The following is a 19606-nucleotide window of genomic DNA, read 5'->3' on the forward strand; positions in this document are numbered from 1 at the left end:
GAGCGAGGTGAAAAGAGGGTATATCTCAATTCGTACCTGTAAGGGATGCGGACGGAAGGCTGAAAAAAGTGAATTTATTCGCTTGGTATGGTGCGAGGGAGCCTTGCAGGAGGATTTGGACGGCAGAATGTCTGGTCGTGGTGTGTACAGTTGCAGAAATGAAAAGTGCAAAAAACGGCTGGCAAAAAAGAAAAAAAATGCTGAGGCGAGCATTTCGCCTTCATGGATAACTTAACGTGTAACTTAGAACTTGAGTTAACGCAATACCAAGAGAAAAGGTTACGGGAGTACTTGATGAGCAGAGTCCGCATTTACGAACTGGCAAAAGAAGCCGGTCTCAAAAGCAAAGAGCTGGCAGATAAATTGATAGCAATGGGATATCCTATCAAGAGCCTCAGTTCTACGGTTGACGACGATATGGCTGCCGATATTCGTCGTAAAGTGTTGGGCAAGGCAACTGCTGAAGTTACCGAGAAGCCGATAGGGATGAAAAAACAAACAGCTGTGGTACGAAAAAAGAAAAGTGGAACTGTGGTGCGACGTCGCTCAAAAGCAGCGAAGGATGAGAAAGCCAAACAGGCTGTGGTAAAAGAGCACGACGAGCAAGAGAGCGTGAAAGCAGTATCGAAGGATGAGGCGTCTGCAACAGCCGAGACCTCATCACAAGAGTCTGGACCAGAAGCTTCTGCGCAGCAGCCTGTAGAAAAAGCAGACAGTGCGAACGATGCTGTGAAAAGCTCAGAGGAGAGTACAACTGCTGCAGCCTCAGAAGGGGCATCACAGGAAAAGAAACCTGTTATTGCTGAACAGAAACAAACAACAGGCAAAAAAGAGGTCAAACGCGGCAAGGGGCTGGCGAAAATTGTGGGTCAGGTCAAGCTTAATATAGAAGATACAGAAAAGCCCGCACCACGCCGTCAGTCCCGTCCGCCAAGAGGTGGGGGTGGAAAAAAATCTGGAGCAGCAGGAAAAGAAGCTGGAACTGCTCCGGCTCCCCAAACACCTCAACCATCTGCGGCCAAAGGCAAGGACCGTAAGAAGGGGAAACGGGTTGTCGAGATAGAAAAAAAACAGGAGAATCGGAATAAAAAAACCGGAAAGCCAGCTCGCAAGGGGCGTCAACGGGTGGATTTTTCCCACGGTGGTGCTGACTATAATCAGTCCTACAGGGGAAGAAGGAAAAAGGATAAACGTCGTAAAAATAAGACTTCTTCCACCCCGGTTACTGAGAGTAAGGCGATCAAAAGACGGATTAAGATTTTTGAAAGCATCAGTGTTGGTGACCTTGCCAAACGGATGGGGATTAAGGCCAATGAGCTCATTGCTAAGCTGATGGGACTCGGTATTATGGCTACCCTGAATCAGGCCCTTGATCTGGATACAGCTACTCTGGTAGCAGCAGATTTTGGCTACGAGGTTGAGCAGGCAATGACCGAAGAGCTTGGTATTGAGGCTCTGCAGGAAGAGGAGAAAGGTGGAGAGGTGCAGCCACGTTTCCCAGTGGTCACGGTTATGGGCCATGTTGACCATGGAAAGACCTCTATTCTGGATGCGATACGGAGAACAGATGTTGCTGAAGGGGAGGCCGGTGGTATTACGCAGCATATTGGAGCCTATCATGTGCAGGCTCCATCTGGCGATATTACCTTTGTTGATACTCCAGGCCATGCTGCTTTTACGGAGATGCGTTCCCGTGGTGCCAAAGTTACTGATATTGTGGTGCTTGTTGTTGCTGCTGACGATGGAGTTATGAATCAGACCAAGGAAGCCATTGCCCATGCCCAAGCTGCCGAGGTACCCATTGTAGTGGCGATCAATAAGATTGATAAGGATAATGCGGATCCAGCTCGGGTTATTCGTGAACTGGGTGATTTTGGCCTGATCCCTGAAGATTGGGGTGGCGATACGATTTTTTGTGAAACGTCAGCGAAAAAAGGCCTTGGTATTGAGGAACTCCTTGAGAATGTTCAGTTGCAGGCAGAGGTTCTTGAATTGACAGCAGATTCCCAGAGAAAGGCCAAGGGTACAGTCATTGAGGCCCAGCTCCATAAGGGCAGAGGCTCTGTTGCAACGGTCTTAGTGCAGGAAGGAACCCTGCATACAGGAGAGTATTTTATTGCCGGACAATTCAGCGGTAAGGTTCGCTCCTTGATTAATGACCGGGGCGAGCAGGTGGATAGTGCAGGCCCTTCCTTGCCTGTTGAGGTGCAAGGATTATCCGGGGTGCCCCAGGCTGGAGACGAGTTTTTGGTGGTTAGAGACGAGAAGATGGCGAAAGCTGTATCTGATGCCCGTCAGCTCAAGACCCGTGAGTCGGAATTGGCTTCTGCTTCCAAGGTGTCTTTGGATAATCTCTTTGAAAAAATGGCTGAACAGGAGATGAAGGAACTGCGTGTTGTTCTCCGTTCTGATGTTCAGGGAACCCTGCAGGCTTTTGGACAGGCAGCAGAGAAATTATCCACCGATGTGATCCGGGTTCGGGTACTTCAGGAGGGTACCGGTGCGATGACAGAAAATGATGTCTATCTTGCCTCAGCATCTGATGCGATTATTATTGGCTTTAATGTTCGCCCTTCAGTGAAGGTAAAAGAACTTGCTGAGCAGGAACAGGTTGATATTCGCACCTATGATGTTATTTATCATGCCTTGGAAGATATTGAAAAGGCCATGGTAGGTATGCTGGAGCCAGAATACGAAGAGCGCGTTATCGGAACAGCTGAGGTTCGTGATACCTTTTCAGTGCCCAAAGTTGGGATCATTGCTGGTTGTTCAGTTATTGATGGTAAGATTGAACGCAATGCAGGCATTCGCGTTCTCCGCGATTCTGTGGTTATCTTTACAGGGGTGATCAGCTCGTTGAAGCGCTTTAAAGACGATGTCAAAGAGGTGTCCACTGGCTATGAGTGTGGAATTGGAGTGGAAAAATATAACGATATCAAGGTCGGCGATACTCTTGAGGCATTTCTCATGGATGAGGTTGAGGCAAAGCTGTAATTGAGCAGCTGAGTAGCGAACTGACAAGGATTGTAAGGCAGAACCATGGAATTTGATTTTAATCTCCCAGGGCTTGGACGACCCAAGAGTTCACGTCCTGAGAGAGTTGCCGAGGCTATTCATCAGGAACTCTCTATTCTTTTACAACAAAAAGTGCGTGATTCCCGGTTGGATGGCGTATGTATCTCCAAGGTACACATGTCACCGGACTTGAAGCAGGCCAAAGTGTATTATTCATTGTTCACAGAAAGTTCGGCTTCATCGGCGCGAAAAGGATTGGAAAGGGCACGGGGATTTTTTCGTTCGCACATTGCTAAGACAATGAATCTGCGCTACACGCCTGACCTGGTATTTTTTCTTGATAATCAGCATAAAGAAATTGAACGGCTGGATCAACTTTTTAAGCAAATTCATCAGGAAAGGGAAGAGAAGGACGACAGTGAATAAAACTGCTCTGAGCCAAGCCATTAAAAGTGGCAAAAAATTTATTCTTGCAACCCATATCAGACCTGATGGTGATGCCTTGGGATCCACCTTTGGGTTAGCCCATATTCTGATGATGATGGGCAAAGAGGTGCTTTGTTATCTTGAGGAGCCTGTAACTGGTGTGTATAGTACCTTGGCTCAGGGAATGCCTATTGAAACCGATTTTACCTGCATTACGGCCTTTGCACAGCAACGCACCGATGTTGTGGGCATTGCCCTGGATTGCGGAGATTTGGGTCGCTTAGGAGATAACGGGGCTGAGCTGTGTAAGATTCAACCCTTTCTGGTGATTGATCATCATCAAGGTAATAAAGGTTTTGGCGATCTGCATTGGATAGAACCCCATCGTTCATCTACCGGTGAAATGGTCTATGATTTGGCAGAAGAGCTTGGCGTTGCTGAAAAGTTATCCAAAGAAGCGGCTGAATGCCTTTATACGGCCATTGTGACGGATACTGGTTCTTTTCGTTATGATTCCACCACCAGTCATACCTTTGCTGTTGCTGGTCGTTTGATTGATCGGGGAGTGAGACCAGGCACTGTCTGTCAGCGACTCTTTGATAATGCTTCCTTTGGTAGTCTGCAATTGACTCAGGCGGTGCTTGCCAGTCTGCAAACTTATCTTGATCAGCAGGTAGCAGTTATCCGAATGACGCAACAAATGTTGCAGGAAACAGGAACAAGCTCTGAGGATGCAGAGGGCTTGGTGAATTTTCCTCGCTCGGTCAAAAATGTCAGGGTTGCTGTTTTTCTCAAAGAGGGAGAAGCAGAAACAGATCAGATTTCAATCAGCATGCGTGCAAAAGGAGACTGTGATGTTGCCGAGGTAGCAGCTCAGTTTTCTGGAGGCGGGCACCGGAACGCAGCTGGTTGTCGGATTCACGGAAAAACCATGGACGAGGTTTGCGCCATGCTTATCCCGGCCCTTGAGCAGGCGTTGCAAGAGACGCAGCAGACGGCAAAAGAAAAAAAATGACAAAACAAATGCCTGTTGATGGGCAGGATGGACTCAATAGGCAGGAAGCAGCCGCTGGGATTGTGCTTGTTGACAAACCAGTGGGTCAGAGTTCTTTTGCTGTGGTTAAAAAAGTACGCTGGCTGCTGGGGATAAAAAAAGTTGGGCATGCTGGTACACTGGATCCCTTTGCCAGTGGATTGCTTGTTATCTGTGTGGGGCGTCCTGCCACCCGTCAGATTGATTCCTTTATGGCTGGGCACAAGACCTATCAGGCAGTATTACAGCTCGGTCAGGAAACTGAAACCCAAGACCCTGAAGGCGCAGTGACAGCAAGCAGACCGGTACCTTCCTTAACTCTTGAAGAAATAATGGAAGTAACCAATGCATTTGTCGGTCCGCAGATGCAGGCTCCTCCGCCGTACTCCGCAGCAAAGCATAAGGGAAAGCCTTTATATCATTATGCCCGGCAGGGGATTATGATCCAAAAGGAAGCCAAGCCCATTGAAATTTTTTCCTTAGAGGTTGATGGGTACGATGCTGACAAGGAGCAAGTAACCATAACGGTGAGGTGCAGTAAAGGAACCTATATCAGGGTGCTGGCTGCTGATATAGGGAGACAGCTGGGATGTGGAGCTTACCTCACAGCCTTGCGTCGTACCCAAAGTGGATGCTTTTCAGTTGATGATGCAGTTGATGGTGGGGCCTTGTTCAGTGAAGATTTTGATAAGGATGCCGGAACAGAGCTGCTGTTGAGCAAAATGCTCACGGTTGAGCAGGCTATGGAACAACACTCTATGCAGGTACAAATAGGGCGACCACCGGTCGCTCCTACGGCACTCAAGGTAGTGGGTAGGATTTATTGAGGGTTTGAATCCTCGAAAAAAGACATTCATTTTCGCAAAAGGCGGAAATGGTGCATTGCTTCCCATATTTCATTCCTCGGATATGGATTACAGGAGCAATTTGATTCCAGACTTTGGTGAGGCTGAGGAAAAGATGGCTTTACCCATAGCAGAAGGACAACATTTTGGAGGTGCATAATGGCACAGAGTACAGCAAGAAAAGAAGAGATTATTAAGAAATTCGCAACCCACGAAGGTGATACCGGTTCTCCAGAGGTACAGATTGCTCTGATTTCCGACCGGATTACCTATTTGACCGATCATTTCAAGACCCATGCTAAGGATCATCACTCTCGTCGTGGTCTGCTCAAGCTGGTTGGTCAGCGTCGCAGCCTGCTGAAGTACCTGAAGAAGAAAGATATTAATCGGTATCGTACACTGATTCAGGAACTGGGTATCAGGAAGTAATGTATACCTTGTTACGATGCGTTTGATGTGGTAATTTTTCCTGTTATGCCTTGCTGTGTAACAGGAATTTTTTTGTAATGTACGTTGAACGGGTTATTTTTGTTTTCCTAAAGATTCTCTCGTTACACGCCGATTTTACAAGGAGATGTCGCCGTTGTCCCGCATTGTTTTCTGGAATGTGAAGCGTAAGGATTTGACAGGTGCTGTGTGTGCGCTGGCAAAATCAACGGCTGCTGATGTCATTGTTCTGAACGAGAATATGGTATCCGGCTCGGAAACCCTTTGTGCCCTGCGGAGCAAGGTTTCTCCTGAATTCTATATTCCGGCGTTCATTTCCGACAAGCGATTTCATTGTTTCTGTAAAAATAGGAAGCTTGATTTGTCCGAGATAGATTCGGGACTTTTTCGAACGAGTACGAGAAAATATAAACTCGGTAACCAGATATTTCTTTTGGTATTGATTCATGGGCCTGATATCCGAAATTATGATGCTGAATCGCGCCAGTCATTTGTTCAAGAGCTTGTCCGAGAACTTAATTTTGTCCGAGAAGATAAGAAAATTGATCGGTTGATTCTGCTTGGCGATTTCAATATGAATCCCTATGATCGGCCTATGAATTTGGCTGCGGGCCTGAATGCCATGATGACAAGATCATGTACAGCAAAGGGGAGTCGGCGGCATCTCGGAAAAGACTACGAATTTTATTATAATCCGATGTGGGGCCTGTTGGGAGATAATACCAAAGGTCCGGCAGGAACAGTGTATGATACAAGCAATCAGGGGCCGTATGGCTGGAGTATGTTTGATCAAGTTATCCTGCATCACACCGTTGTGCCATTTTTTCAGGATGTAGAGATAATTACCGAAGCGGGAGAGCATTCCTTTATGGATAAGAACGGTCATCCAGACGCAAAGAATGCCTCGGATCATTTTCCGATCATTGTTGATTTTATGGAGAAATAGCATGAGTATTTTTTGGCCGGAAGGTTTGTCAGTCAGTGATGTGCGATCACCGTATGAAATTTTGGAAAATGCCCAAGAAGAGTGGGAAACTGCCAGCGATGGTGTGCTGACTCTTGTGTTGCAAGAATCTGAAGACGATAAGAGTATAGTCATAACAGTTCATGCAAAACATCTTCCCAGCAACAGGACAGCCACATTATTGTCTGTAATACATCGCCTGAATGAACCATATCCGGTCACAATTCGGCCTAGGGATGAGAATATCCCAAATTTTCTAAAAAAATCATACCAGGTGTCTTGGACAAGTGCAGGGTCGGCGGCAGCAAAAGTAGTGGCGGAACTTGAAGCTATAAATAATCCAATGTCTATCAAGGAATCGCAGAAACTGATTACAAATAAATGGGTTTCTGATACTCCATCAGAATTTCGTGAAAAATTGACCAAAGCTTTTAATCTTTCCGAGGTCAAAGCTGCTGTATTAAATTTGACATCCTCCAAGGGTACGTTAGTGGATGATGATAACGAGGCGCAAGAATAAAAAAACCGCTCAAAAAGATATGTTGAGTGTCCCGTATTAATTTTAAAAATATCAAACCAAAAGATATAATTGTACGGCCCGACAGGCGGGTCTGAGATGAAACACTGTCCCTTTCAGAAGCGAAAATCTGAAGAAAAAAATTGCGAAGACAGCAGGGACAGCTGAACGCAAAGGAGTTTGTTGCATGTATACACAGAAAGAAGTCGAGATCGGTGGACGTACCCTGTCCTTTGAGACCGGCAAAATGGCTAAACAGACCAGCGGTTCCGTTGTGGTGACCTGCGGCGATACAATGATTCTTGTCACCGTGGTTGCCGAGAAAAAGAACAAGGATGCTGGCTTTCTGCCATTGACCATTGAATATCAAGAGCGAATGTATGCTGCCGGACGTATTCCAGGCAATTATTTTCGCCGTGAAATAGGTCGTCCTTCAGAAAAGGAAATATTGACCTGCCGACTTATTGATCGTCCTTTGCGCCCGCTTTTTCCAGAAGGGTATATGGCTGAAACTCAGCTGATCACCACCGTATTTTCAGCAGATCAGGAGATTGACCCGGATATCCTGGCGATGAATGGTGCTTCTGCGGCATTGGTGCTTTCTGATGTGCCTTGGGCAGGGCCTGTGGCAGCAGCCAGAGTTGGTTATATCAATAATGAATATGTCCTCAACCCCACAGTCAGCCAGTTGGAAAAATCTGTCATGAATTTGGTGGTGGCTGGAACCGAGACTGCGGAGGTTATGGTGGAAGGCCGCACTGGCGAGCTGAGTGAGGATGTTGTCCTTGAGGCAATCTTTTTTGCTCATCAGGAGATCCAGCCGATCATTGCTATGCAAAAGGATTTGCAGAAAGAAGCTGGCAAGGAAAAACGTGAAATTGCTCCCCCTGAGATCAACCAGGCCCTTAAGGAAAAAGTGGAAGAAGCTGCCGCTGCTGGTATGGAAGAAGTGGTCACCATTGCTGGCAAGATTGAACGTGGTGCCCGTTATGACAGCCTCAAGGAAGAGGTGCTTGCGGCAATTGACGAGGAACTGTACGAGAGCGAGGCAGAGGTTTTTGATCTGCTGGGCGCATATAAAAAAGAGGTTATGCGTGACCGGATCGTCAACAAGGGTCTGCGCCTTGATGGACGAAGCTTTGACCAGGTTCGTCCCATTGAATGCGAGGTCGGTGTTCTGCCCAAGGCCCACGGTTCAGCCTTGTTTAGCCGAGGCGAGACCCAGGCTATGGTCATTAGCACCTTAGGCTCTGAGCGCGATGAACTGCATGTGGAGGGCCTGAGCGGTGATACCTATCGTCGTTTTATGCTCCATTATAACTTTCCCCCTTTCTGTGTGGGAGAGGCCCGTTTTATGCGTGGCCCCAGTCGTCGTGACATTGGGCATGGTACCCTTGGCCGTCGTGGGATTGAAGCAGTTCTACCAGAGGCAGCAGATTTTCCCTATACCATGCGCGTAGCGTCTGAAATTCTGGAATCCAATGGATCCTCCTCTATGGCCACGGTTTGTGGTGCAAGCCTTGCTTTGATGGATGCTGGTGTGCCTATTAAGGCCCCTGTATCTGGTGTGGCTATGGGCCTGATCAAAGAAGGCGATAAGGTTGTTGTGCTCACTGATATTCTCGGTGATGAGGATCATCTCGGTGACATGGATTTCAAGGTTGTGGGCACGGCAAAGGGTATTTCTTCCCTGCAAATGGATATCAAGATTGACGGTGTTGATCGGGAGATTATGTCCAGTGCTTTGGCTCAAGCCAAAGAAGGGCGTCTCCATATTCTGGGTAAAATGGAAGAAGCCATTGGCATTCCGCGCGAGGAAGTTGCAGATCATGCACCTAAATATGTTACCCTTAAGATCAATCAGGATAAGATCCGTGATATCATCGGTCCGGGCGGTAAAGTGATCCGGGAGATGACCACGGAGTTTGATTCCAAGATTGATGTGGATGACGACGGAACCATCAAGATCTTTTCCAAGAGCACGGAGTCTGCTGATGCCCTGGTTGCTCATATTGAAGGCATGACAGCCATGCCAGAGATTGGCAAAGTCTATAACGGTCTAGTCAAGACCATTAAGGATTTTGGTGCCTTTGTTGAAATTCTTCCTGGAACCGACGGGATGGTTCATATTTCTGAGCTGGCTGACCGTCGTGTCAACAAGGTCACTGATGTCCTTGAAGAGGGCGAGCAGGTTAAGGTCAAGGTTATTGATATTGACGGACGCGGACGCATTCGTCTGAGCCGGAAAGCAGCTCTGGAAGAAGGGGAAGAATAAATCTTTCTGGAAAAAGAAACTGTACCCTATTATGCCGGACGCTGTAGGGGCGAACCCCTGTGTTCGCCCTTGTATATCCTTAGTTCAGCTCCTGACCAGCAAGGGGAATTATTTTGGCCATTTGTATCCTGGTCAATGCTTGATTTCCGTCTTTGTCAAGCAGGGCAATGAGATGAAAAGGAACAGCAGACGCATCACCGGAAGCGCATAAGATGATAATGCAATCCTGGGTTCTCAGTGTCAGCTCGTGACAGGTATGAAGCCCTGATGTTGTACTTGTCTCCTGAGCAGAACGAAAGATATCGTTAAAGATTGCGCCGGTACTGACGATATCAAGGGTGGAGTCAAGACTGTCCGAGGCAATGGTTTCTCCGCTAAAGTCCATAATTCCTGCCCCTTTGTATCCTTTAATACTGCGAAGTCTTCCCAGGAGTGACTCCAGAGTGGTGGCGCAATTTTTTGTTGAACAGGAGGCCAGTGGGGCCTGTTGCGGAGCATTGTTTTGCTCAACTGTTGATTCAAACTTCCTTTGTTCAACATTTGGTTCAATCCGTTGTTTAATCTGTTGTTCAACCTTTGTTGTTTGCGATGGAGGGGGAAGAGGAGATCCATTGATCGATTCATCACCGAACACAGTTTCTTCTTCCTCTTCTTTGACAGACTGTCGCCAGTCAGCTTGAAATGCCTTGTGTTCCCCATCTTTTTTATCGGTTCTGGGAGGGTGTTCTAACTCATAATGCTTCACCTCATCTTTGAGTTTCATGGCGTCCATAATGATGGACATCAGTTCTCCTGTAATTCTTCGGCGAATTTCCAGCTTTGGTAATGCTTTAATTTTAAAACTAACATTGTCCATGGCGATCAAACGGCAGGCGGCATCATATTCTTGCAGATCTCCGTATTCAGCATCATAGAGCTTGCCCTGATGAATATACAGCAATCCTTTATTTTTTGGTGATGTGCCCACTTCAAGCAGGCAGGTTTTTTCGTCCATTTCAAGGAGTTGCAGGAAGGATCCCACAGAAACTCCTTTCAGGTTTCCACTGGCAATATCTTCATTAAGGATATTGGTAACGATTTTGACCAACTGTTTTACCCGAATAGGTTTGAGAAGGATTTCCCGTACCCGGCCTTCAAGTTCAGCGACTTTGTCTCCGTCTTTGCATCCTGTAATAACGATAATAGGGATATTAGGATGAAAATTTTCTATATACTCTATGAGATGCCATCCGTTTATTTCTCCCGGCATAATGAGATCAGTCACAAGCAGAGAGATTTCCATCTGACTTAATATTTCAACAGCCTCTTTGCCGTTGCTGGCATAGACAGGGGTGAAAAAATCGCCGTAATTTTTCAACTGCTCTTCAAGTAGAGCAAGTGCGAACAGATCATCATCAACGACCAGTATGTCATACATGCGTGGCTCCTTGTTTCAATAAAATCAGATTTTTCCTGATTTGTAGCTTATGCATTATGCGGACCGACTTGGTGACGAGGAACTTGTTCTCGTAATGCTTTTGAGTAGCGCCTAACCAGTTGCTCGTAACAGGCGATTGTTGAGAGGGCCATTCTATGGTAATCTTTTTGTTGTTCCAAGAGAAAAAAAGTTTTACCCTGTCTGTAACTGCTCAGTTTCCGGGTAAGAATATTTAGTCTTCACTCCCAAAACTTCTTAAAGAAGTGCCTGGAGATATTTTCTTTTTGTATCCGCTTTTGAAATTCATTATTAATGTAGTTGAACTCTCTAAACGAGTATCACATAAAAAAATGACAATCAAATATATTTTTTACAATAGAAATGCATATACCTTCACTTTTTTTGGGAAGGATAAATTATATCAGGATAATACTGTTTCTTACGAAAAATTGGGAAAACCTGGCAATATTTATTATCAAACCTCCGGGTATTGACCCCAGGAATGACAACACAAGAGGAAAAGGGAGATAAATGATGACCACTTGCCCCATTGCCATACTGAATGCTGTATCCTCAGAAGGATTGGATATTTTTGGTGAAAAGTATCAGCTGCATGCTGATGCGAAAGATGCCATAGGGCTTGTTCTCCGTAGTTCACCGGTTGATCTGGATGAATTCCCGAATCTGGTGGCTATTGCCCGGGCCGGGGCCGGAGTGAATAATATTCCCGTGGATGAGGCTTCAGAGCGTGGAATATGTGTGTTTAACACACCTGGTGCCAATGCCAATGCTGTGGTTGAGCTGGTTTTTACGATGCTGGGGATTTCGTTACGTAATCTTCACCAGGGCATGGATTTCTGTGAGGGGCTTTCTGGTCTTGCAGGAGATGCTCTCAATAAGGAGGTGGAAGCCCGGAAAAAGATGTTTAAGGGGTCTGAGATGTCTGGAAAGACCTTGGGGGTTATCGGGCTGGGGCAAATCGGTGTCCGGGCTGCGAACATGGGGATCTACCATAATATGCGGGTGATTGGCTATGATCCTTACCCGGTTATGGATAATATTCATGGCCTGCTGCCAGAGGTGGAACTGGCCCAGGCTCGCCGCGAGTTGCTGGCCCAGGCAGATGTTGTTTTTCTGCATGTTCCTTTGAATAAAAATACCAGGGAGCTGGTGAATTAGGAATTCATTGACTTTATGAAAGAAGATGCCCTGCTGTTCAACTATGCCCGTGGACCGGTTGTGGATGAGAACGTGGTGATTAAGGCCCTTGAGGATGGTAAGATCGCTGGTCATATTTCAGATTTTCCCTCACCCAAATTAATTGATCATGACAAGGTGCTTCTCACGCCCCATCTTGGTGCTTCTACAGCTGAGTCTGAGGAAAACTGCGCTTGTATGGCGGTTAAAGAGCTGAAAGGGTATCTGGAGTACGGCAATATCACCCATAGTGTCAATTTTCCTAATGTAGAAAGTATCCCTACTGTTTGGGTCCACACCCGTTTGATTGTGATCAATAAAGATACACCTGGGATGATTGGCTTGATGAGTAATATTCTTGGCAAGCATGATATTAATATCATGAGTTATACCAATAAGAGCAACGGTACCTTGGGGTATAATATTATTGATACTGCAAGTGCTGTCTCGCCCGAGGTCTGCAAGGAGATTGAGGCGGTTGACGGGGTGATCAGGACACGGGTGATTCCGGTGAAGAGCGGCTTCAATATCACAATATAGGATGGATGTTTTTTTATCTATTTTTCTTGACGGGCAATTCGTTTATGTGTAATAATTACTCATAACCTGAAGGGAATTTCAGGTTTATCTTCATCACTTTCTGGTTGAATCCTGAAAGTTGATAAAGCCACAACCGTCGTGAGGCGGTGTCGGAAAGCCACGGGTCTCTTTAAGGAGAGATAGCCGGGTTACCTTCTTTAAATTTGACGAGGGAGTGAATCATGAAATCTCCAGGAAAAAATCCCGATAAGAAAAAATCTCTTCAGGTAACAAGAGTAGGCAATTGTCATCCCACTCTTTGTTTTATTGCATCTTTTCTTCTCTTTGTACACAGTCAATTTCTGTTATTTTTTCAGGTATTAATGACTGTATTTCTGTTCAACACCTCCGTTGTTTACTCTAGCAAATTTGCCGGATTGAGCTGGCATAATAATTATAACTCGTTCAAAAGCGAAGTCCGTTCCGCAGAATCTCGGAGCCATGGCGCATACTGTTTTTTGGTATCTTTAATGTTTTTGATGTGCTCGTTATTTTTGAGATATACATCTTTTTGAAAATATACGGTGATATATACGTGTGCTGGAACAAGCAAAATAAAGGAGGACAAAATGAAAACAACCTATAATTGGACAGAAGATTGCTATAAAGGATTAGAAAAAACAGATCCTCAGTACAATCGTTTTTACAATATCATTAAGCAGTTGAATGAAACTAGCGACGTGGCCATTGCACGGCGTCTCCGGACGGAAATGGTTCTAGACTGGCGCGATGAGTATAATGTCGGCGTGAGGGAGATAGATTCTCAGCATAAAAAGTTTTTCAAGATGATCCAAAAAATGTCTGATCTTCATCTTAAAGGAGGCGGTCGTAAAGGTGAGACGGCGCAGCTTAATCAAATGCTGGATGAATTGCTGAATTATACTAAGTTCCATTTTCAGACCGAGGAAAAGCTGATGGAGCGATATGCGTATCCCATGATACAGCATCAGAAACAGGAACATGCAATGATTCTGTCCGAGCTGGTCAGGCAGATAGCCGCGATAAGGTCTGCCAGGGGTTCAACAGCTAAATTGGTCTATTTCCTGATTCAGTGGTTTATTAAGCATACTGTCTATTCTGATAAAGATGTTGGACTGTTTATCATGCGGCAACGGAAAGCGCAGGCATTTCGGTTCAACCTGAAAGGAGTGGCTCAGAATGTTAAAGGTTTCCTGAATCAGCCGTTGACAACGGGCGATGTTATGAACTTTTTGAGCCAACCTGTAAAATTATGGGGGCAATAAAGACAGAATAGCTTATTCCGTTGGATGATATGCGGTATCTTGCGAACAAGTAAAGGTGATTTTACTTTTTATTTCATCGTAGAAAACCACCCCCTCTGGGGGTGGTCAGAGTTCAACGGCTCTGCCGGTTGAACAGCCATTTTTGGCAAAGGTGCCGGTTATGATAGAAAATACATTTTTATTAACCGATCAATCTTGAGTGTATCCCGTGGTATGTCGGCGAGATAGATGCCTCAGTTATGCATGGTGCGTAAAGCTGTTTGCAGGCTCAAGGTCCTATACGGCAACGGTTCAAGATGGTTAAGTTTCCTGATGCTAATTTTGTCAGTGTGGGTGTTCTGAAAACGGGAGCAAAGTAGACAAATGCCCTCTGGGCTTAACCAATACCACCCCCTCTGGGGGTGGATTCTTTATCCGTACTTCCTCTGTAACGCTTCCAACTTCACTTTGATGAGAGGGGAAATATTTTGTCCTCTCATCCTCCCTTTCTTTATCTTTTGGAGAAAATCTCCCGAAAAAAAATCAGGGCATTTTTTTGCCCGATCATGTTTAATGGGCCGCAGATAATTCGTGCGAACGGCGCATTCATATTTTTAGTTCTAAGGAGAATGTATTATGGGACAGACTGTTGCGGAGAAAATACTGGCCGCTCATCTGGTGGAAGGCGAGTTAAAAAAAGGTGAAGAGATCGGGCTGCGTATTGACCAGACCCTGACCCAGGACGCCACTGGAACCATGGCCTATCTGGAGTTTGAGGCCATTGGTATTCCCCGTGTTCAGACCGAGCTGTCAGTGAGTTATGTTGATCATAATATGCTCCAATCAGACTTTAAAAACGCTGATGACCATATCTTCCTGCAAGGGGCAGCACGTAAATTTGGGCTTCATTTCTCACCTCCTGGCAACGGCATCTGTCATCAGGTTCATCTGGAGCGTTTTGGGATTCCCGGCAAAACCCTGCTTGGATCTGATTCCCACACCCCCACTGGCGGTGGAATGGGGATGTTGGCCATGGGCGCAGGCGGGTTGGATGTGGCAATGGCAATGGCAGGAAAACCCTTTTATCTGATCATGCCAAAAATTTACGGCATCAAACTCACTGGAAAGTTGCAGCCTTGGGTAGCGGCTCGTGATGTCCTGCTGGAAGTTCTGCGTCAGCTTTCGGTCAAAGGCGGGGTAGGATATATTATGGAATATTTCGGGCCAGGCGTGGCTGAATTGAGCCTCACTGACCGTGCAACCATTACCAACTTTGGTGCGGAGCTGGGAGCCACATCTTCTCTTTTTCCATCAGATGAGAATACCCGCAAATACCTGGCTGCTCAGGGCAGGGAAGAGCAATGGCAGGAATTAGTTGCTGATCCTGATGCTGAGTACGACAAGGTGCTGGAAATTGATATGTCTACCCTGGAACCGATGATCGCCTGTCCCTCGTCTCCGGATAACGTGGTCAAGGTGAGCGAGGTTGCGGGGAAACCTGTGGCCCAGGTGCTGATTGGCTCCTGTACTAACTCCTCCCTGCGGGATCTCACTGCTGCGGCAAAGATTATGGAAGGCCGGGAAGTCAGCCGGGATGTGAGCTTTGAGATTAATCCGGGAAGCCGTCAGGCTTTGGAGAATCTGACCGCTCAGGGTGATGTTATGCCGCTGCTCAAGGCAGGTGCCCGAATCCATCAATCCGGTTGTCTTGGTTGTATCGGTATGGGCCAGGCACCACCCACTGGCATGAATTCCCTGCGTACTTTTTCCCGGAATTTTCCAGGCCGTTCCGGTAATAAGGGTGATCAGGTGTATCTCTGTAGCCCGGAAGTTGCAGCTGCTTCTGCTATCAAGGGTGTTATTACCGATCCTCGTGACTTGGGCGAGTATCCCGGCTTTGAACTGCCAGCAACCTATCTTCCTGGTGATGAGCGGATTGAGAAGCCTTTGTCTGCGGTAGAAGGGGCCAAGATTGATATCGTGCGGGGCCCTAATATTGCCCCTTTTCCTGAATTTACTGAGCTGCCCGATACATGGAAAGGCAAAGTTGTCTTGAAGCTGGAAGATAACATCACCACAGATCATATTATGCCTGCCGGTGCTGCTATCCTGCCCTTGCGAAGTAATATTCCTGCGATTAGTGAGTATGTTTTCTCTCAGGTAACAGAAGATTTTTCTGCGGATATCAAGGCAATTACTGATACTGGTTTGTTTGGGGCAGTGATTGGCGGTGATAACTATGGTCAGGGATCCAGCCGGGAGCATGCTGCCTTGGCACCTCGCTATTTGGGTGTGCAGGTCAAGCTGGTCAAGAGCTTTGCCCGTATTCATAAGGCCAATCTGATTAATTTTGGGATCCTGCCTTTGACCTTTGTCAATGCTGAGGATTATGACAAGGTTCAGCAGGGCAGCGAAATGGTTATTCCTGGCATTCGTGAGGCTGTGACTTCCGGTGCAGAGACCATTACTGTAGAAATTGATGGGCGGCCTGTTCAGGCCCGTTGTGAGCTTTCCTCACGCCATCGAGAGATCATGGCAGCAGGAGGTTTGTTAAACTGGGCACGGTAAAGAGAGGTGCATTTTGTTTGGATGAGGTTTTTTTTTGCGGGACAAGCAATAAAACTCCTGGTAGTAAAAATGATATAATATCCAGAAGCATTTGATAATTTAATTTATTATCTAATTTTATGATAACGCTTATCTTTTTTAAGTCAGCAGTTTCTCTTTGTTCGGAATTATAAAAAAAACTGAACATATTAGAAGGGAAAGGCGTGTTACTGTAAAAAGACTTTTTTGTCTTAACACTTTGAATTGTCTGGTTATTGTTTTGTTTTTTTTCTTTTTACAGCAGGTGGTACGCTCTGTGCATTAAATAGGGTGTTCTTCATCTCTTCTTTTTTGGCCGGTTCTTCCTCTTTTGGTTGAGCCGGTTTTTTTTTATTCTGTTCTTTTTTCCTTTCTGGTACACTGTTTTCGAGTTGACATGTGAAGTCTTCGGTATAGAGTGTGAATGCTCATTCATATTGAGACTGAATATTCACTGGCTATAATGTAAAAATTGTCAGACGACCCAAGGGCCTCGTTGAGATGTCCAGATGTTTGCTCTGATCATTCAACACATCTCATATTTCTCAGTAACATGACGGGTACATCACTGTTACTTCGAGGTTTGGCCCCGGCCACAGGCCGGGGGAACGCTTTTCTGTAACATGACATGTACGTCACTGTTACTTTGAAGTTTGGTCCCGGCAACAGGCCGGGGGAACGCTTTCGTATAAAAAAACAGGACATACTCCTTTGCAGAAATCCAAAATGACATTCTGGACCAGGTTTCTTTTTCGCCTTGGTGATGGTTGCCTTTACGTACTTGCTGACGTAGGCAGGATGGGAATCTTTTTACTTGCTGTCCTGGCTGGCCTGTTTAAGCGACCTTTTCGTGGTAGCGAGCTTCTGAAACAATTGCATTTCATTGGTGTTGGATCCATAGCTGTGGTGTTTTTTACTGCTCTATCTTCTGGCATGGTACTTGGTCTGCAAGGAGTGTATACCCTGCAAAGATTTGGTGCTGATGGCATGTTAGGCTCAGGGGTTGCACTGACTTTGATTATGGAACTTGGCCCGATTCTGACAGCGTTGATGGTAGCTGGCCGGGTAGGATCTGCCATGTGCGCAGAAATTGGTATTATGCGCATTTCTGAGCAAATTGATGCCTTGGAATGTATGGCTGTTGATCCTTTTCGCTACCTGATCACGCCTAAGTTTATCGCAGCGATGATTTCTGTTCCCTTGCTCACAGCAATGTTTGACGTTGTAGGAATCTATGGTGGTTATCTTGCTGGTGTTAAATTATTAGGGGTGAGTTCAGGTTCTTTTTTTAGCGGCATAATGAGCAGTGTCACCAATCATGAAATTCAGCTCGGCCTGATTAAATCTATTGTCTTTGCCTTTTTGTTGGTGTGGATCAGTACAGGCCGTGGGTACTATGTGTTGCAGATCCGGGGCGCAGGGTTTGGAGCTGAAAGTGTCAGCAAAGTAACCACCCAGGCTGTTGTTCTTTCCTCAATTTCTGTTTTAATCTTTGATTACCTGCTCACAGCAGTGTTGCTTTAAGGAGGGGAGAATGATTGCTGAGACGGAACAAGATCAGGCAGGCCCGGTAGTTGAGTTTATTGAAGTTGAAAAGTATTTTGGAGAATGGGGCCAGAGGCATAGGGTGCTGCATGGTGTGAGCTACTCGGTTCCCCGTGGTAAAACCACTGTTATTGCAGGTGGGAGTGGTCAGGGAAAGAGTGTCACTCTCAAACTGATACTCGGCTTATTGAAACCGGATAACGGGCGCATCCTGGTGGATGGTCAAGATGTTACCCGCCTGAGCAGGAAAAAGCTTCGCGACCTGCGCATGAAATTCGGAGTTCTTTTTCAGGGGGCGGCCCTGTTTGATTCCCTTTCTGTTTTTGAGAATATTGCTCTTCCGCTTCGCGAACGAACCCGATTGAAGGAGCAGGAAATTCAGGACCAGGTTGCTGCCACCCTGGAATCCTTAGAACTCACTGGTCATGAAAACAAATTTCCAGCCCAGCTCAGTGGTGGTATGCAAAAGCGGGTTGGTTTGGCCCGTGCCTTACAGCTTGATCCTGAGATTGTTCTCTTTGATGAGCCCACAACCGGGCTTGACCCGGTGATGACCAGGGAAATCTATGATCTGTTTCGAAGAACACAGGAACGATTAGGGTATACTGCGATTCTTGTCAGTCATGATATTCCCCAGGTTTTTGATTTGGCTGATCAGATTGTTTTGCTCAATAATGGGGAGGTAGATACCTTTACCAATGTTGGGCAGATTAAAGATTCTGAAAAGCCCCATATTCGTGAATTTGCTAACATGACACTTGGTGATTTGTCCTGAGAGATGTACAGTAAGAGCACGGTATGACGTGCCCTTATTATTCAGTGCCTAAAAAAACGCATATTTGGGGAAATTTTAAATTGTTTAATTGGAGCGTATTACGTGGATAATTCTCGTTTGGAAATAGCTGTGGGATTCTTCCTTGTTCTTGGTTTTGTGGCCTTTGGCTGGCTTGCTCTTCAGCTTGGCGAGGTTTCCTTGTTCAGTGATGCCAGTACCTATACCATTGATGCTGAATTTGAAGATGTCTCTGGAGTTAAAGTAGGGGCAGAGGTTCAGATAGCTGGTGTTGCAATAGGGTCGGTGACACAATTAAGCCTGAGCAAAGATAGTTTGGCAATGGTCACCTTACAAATAGATAAGGATATTCATTTGGCAAGAGATTCAATGGCCTCGGTGAAATCTCAGGGCATTATTGGAGATAAGATTATTCAGATCACTCCAGGGGGTGATGAAGAGATGTACCAGGAAGGTGATGTGATTGTGGATACAGAGTCTTCAGTTGATCTGGAGTCCCTGATTTCCAAGTTCGCCTTTGGCGGAGTTAAATAAAGTCCCCATCCTCAGTGGGAAGGGCTATGACAAAAGCATCTAAAAATACTTTCTACGAGTAACCGTTCACCCCCCTCATTCCACACAAAAAAAGATTGGACAAAAAAAGAAGATCACGATAGTTTAAGGGTCACAACGTTTTTTACGAGATCTATCCACGTTCTGAGTTCGCATGCACCTATCCAGAGAAGAGTTGCGAAAAATAGATAA

Annotated in this window: 15 protein-coding genes, 1 pseudogene and 1 riboswitch; of the genes and pseudogenes, 15 read left to right on the forward strand and 1 reads right to left on the reverse strand. The window is 46.0% G+C overall.

Annotated elements, in window-relative coordinates; all coding sequences use genetic code 11:
• Nucleotides 1-7 precede the first annotated feature (7 nt).
• From L2082_RS06795 to pnp, 9 genes are all read left to right on the forward strand, one after another.
• On the forward strand, nucleotides 8-235 hold the full coding sequence (locus tag L2082_RS06795; protein WP_446009126.1) for a YlxR family protein: 228 nt from the start codon (nucleotides 8-10) through the stop codon (nucleotides 233-235).
• A gap of 59 nt (nucleotides 236-294) precedes the next feature.
• Nucleotides 295-2994, forward strand: a complete 2700-nt coding sequence (gene infB / locus L2082_RS06800) for a translation initiation factor IF-2 (RefSeq protein ID WP_446009125.1) — start codon at nucleotides 295-297, stop codon at nucleotides 2992-2994.
• Nucleotides 2995-3039: 45 nt separating this feature from the next.
• Complete coding sequence (gene rbfA / locus L2082_RS06805) at nucleotides 3040-3441, forward strand: 30S ribosome-binding factor RbfA (protein ID WP_446009124.1); 402 nt, start codon at nucleotides 3040-3042, stop codon at nucleotides 3439-3441.
• Nucleotides 3434-4456, forward strand: a complete 1023-nt coding sequence (locus L2082_RS06810) for a DHH family phosphoesterase (RefSeq protein ID WP_446009123.1) — start codon at nucleotides 3434-3436, stop codon at nucleotides 4454-4456. Before rbfA ends, L2082_RS06810 begins: the two co-directional genes overlap by 8 nt.
• Nucleotides 4453-5301 carry a tRNA pseudouridine(55) synthase TruB gene (gene truB / locus L2082_RS06815; RefSeq protein ID WP_446009122.1) on the forward strand — a complete coding sequence of 283 codons (849 nt, stop codon included), beginning with the start codon at nucleotides 4453-4455 and terminating at the stop codon, nucleotides 5299-5301. The genes L2082_RS06810 and truB overlap by 4 nt, the downstream gene beginning before the upstream one ends.
• 177 nt (nucleotides 5302-5478) lie before the next feature.
• Nucleotides 5479-5748 carry a 30S ribosomal protein S15 gene (rpsO, locus tag L2082_RS06820; RefSeq protein WP_446009121.1) on the forward strand — a complete coding sequence of 90 codons (270 nt, stop codon included), beginning with the start codon at nucleotides 5479-5481 and terminating at the stop codon, nucleotides 5746-5748.
• Nucleotides 5749-5902: 154 nt separating this feature from the next.
• Nucleotides 5903-6712, forward strand: a complete 810-nt coding sequence (locus L2082_RS06825) for a hypothetical protein (protein ID WP_446011562.1) — start codon at nucleotides 5903-5905, stop codon at nucleotides 6710-6712.
• A 1-nt stretch (nucleotide 6713) separates the two neighbouring features.
• Nucleotides 6714-7250: a hypothetical protein gene (locus L2082_RS06830; RefSeq protein ID WP_446011563.1), complete on the forward strand. Its 537-nt coding sequence runs from the start codon at nucleotides 6714-6716 to the stop codon at nucleotides 7248-7250.
• A 184-nt stretch (nucleotides 7251-7434) separates the two neighbouring features.
• On the forward strand, nucleotides 7435-9522 hold the full coding sequence (pnp, locus tag L2082_RS06835; RefSeq protein ID WP_446011564.1) for a polyribonucleotide nucleotidyltransferase: 2088 nt from the start codon (nucleotides 7435-7437) through the stop codon (nucleotides 9520-9522).
• 79 nt (nucleotides 9523-9601) lie between these two features.
• On the opposite strand, the gene L2082_RS06840 is transcribed toward pnp, so the two are convergent.
• On the reverse strand, nucleotides 9602-10939 hold the full coding sequence (locus tag L2082_RS06840) for a response regulator (RefSeq protein ID WP_446010249.1): 1338 nt from the start codon (nucleotides 10937-10939) through the stop codon (nucleotides 9602-9604).
• Nucleotides 10940-11473: 534 nt separating this feature from the next.
• Here L2082_RS06840 and L2082_RS06845 point away from each other — a divergent pair.
• From L2082_RS06845 to mlaD, 6 genes and pseudogenes are all read left to right on the forward strand, one after another.
• Nucleotides 11474-12676 (forward strand): annotated as a pseudogene (locus L2082_RS06845) (phosphoglycerate dehydrogenase).
• A 116-nt stretch (nucleotides 12677-12792) separates the two neighbouring features.
• Nucleotides 12793-12872, forward strand: a riboswitch (cyclic di-GMP riboswitch).
• A 412-nt stretch (nucleotides 12873-13284) separates the two neighbouring features.
• Nucleotides 13285-13959 (forward strand): bacteriohemerythrin, encoded by a 675-nt coding sequence (locus L2082_RS06850; RefSeq protein WP_446011565.1) that lies wholly within the window; start codon nucleotides 13285-13287, stop codon nucleotides 13957-13959.
• 615 nt (nucleotides 13960-14574) lie between these two features.
• Nucleotides 14575-16506, forward strand: a complete 1932-nt coding sequence (locus L2082_RS06855; protein ID WP_446010652.1) for an aconitate hydratase — start codon at nucleotides 14575-14577, stop codon at nucleotides 16504-16506.
• Between the two features lie 744 nt (nucleotides 16507-17250).
• Nucleotides 17251-18048, forward strand: coding sequence for an MlaE family ABC transporter permease (locus tag L2082_RS06860; RefSeq protein WP_446010655.1), 798 nt, complete (start codon nucleotides 17251-17253; stop codon nucleotides 18046-18048).
• Between the two features lie 10 nt (nucleotides 18049-18058).
• Entirely contained in the window at nucleotides 18059-18844 is a 786-nt protein-coding gene (locus tag L2082_RS06865) for an ABC transporter ATP-binding protein (RefSeq protein WP_446010653.1), read from the forward strand.
• Between the two features lie 102 nt (nucleotides 18845-18946).
• Nucleotides 18947-19396 carry an outer membrane lipid asymmetry maintenance protein MlaD gene (mlaD, locus tag L2082_RS06870; protein ID WP_446010654.1) on the forward strand — a complete coding sequence of 150 codons (450 nt, stop codon included), beginning with the start codon at nucleotides 18947-18949 and terminating at the stop codon, nucleotides 19394-19396.
• The last annotated feature ends 210 nt before the right edge of the window (nucleotides 19397-19606 follow it).

This window comes from Candidatus Electrothrix sp. (assembly GCF_052785085.1).

Coding starts and splice junctions, on each gene's coding strand:
- truB (WP_446009122.1), top strand. CDS start 4,453: ATGACAAAACAAATGCCTGTTGATGGGCAGGATGGACTCAATAGGCAG.
- pnp (WP_446011564.1), top strand. CDS start 7,435: ATGTATACACAGAAAGAAGTCGAGATCGGTGGACGTACCCTGTCCTTT.
- L2082_RS06850 (WP_446011565.1), top strand. CDS start 13,285: ATGAAAACAACCTATAATTGGACAGAAGATTGCTATAAAGGATTAGAA.
- L2082_RS06855 (WP_446010652.1), top strand. CDS start 14,575: ATGGGACAGACTGTTGCGGAGAAAATACTGGCCGCTCATCTGGTGGAA.
- L2082_RS06840 (WP_446010249.1), bottom strand. CDS start 10,939: ATGTATGACATACTGGTCGTTGATGATGATCTGTTCGCACTTGCTCTA.
- L2082_RS06860 (WP_446010655.1), top strand. CDS start 17,251: ATGACATTCTGGACCAGGTTTCTTTTTCGCCTTGGTGATGGTTGCCTT.
- L2082_RS06830 (WP_446011563.1), top strand. CDS start 6,714: ATGAGTATTTTTTGGCCGGAAGGTTTGTCAGTCAGTGATGTGCGATCA.
- L2082_RS06865 (WP_446010653.1), top strand. CDS start 18,059: ATGATTGCTGAGACGGAACAAGATCAGGCAGGCCCGGTAGTTGAGTTT.
- rpsO (WP_446009121.1), top strand. CDS start 5,479: ATGGCACAGAGTACAGCAAGAAAAGAAGAGATTATTAAGAAATTCGCA.
- rbfA (WP_446009124.1), top strand. CDS start 3,040: ATGGAATTTGATTTTAATCTCCCAGGGCTTGGACGACCCAAGAGTTCA.
- infB (WP_446009125.1), top strand. CDS start 295: ATGAGCAGAGTCCGCATTTACGAACTGGCAAAAGAAGCCGGTCTCAAA.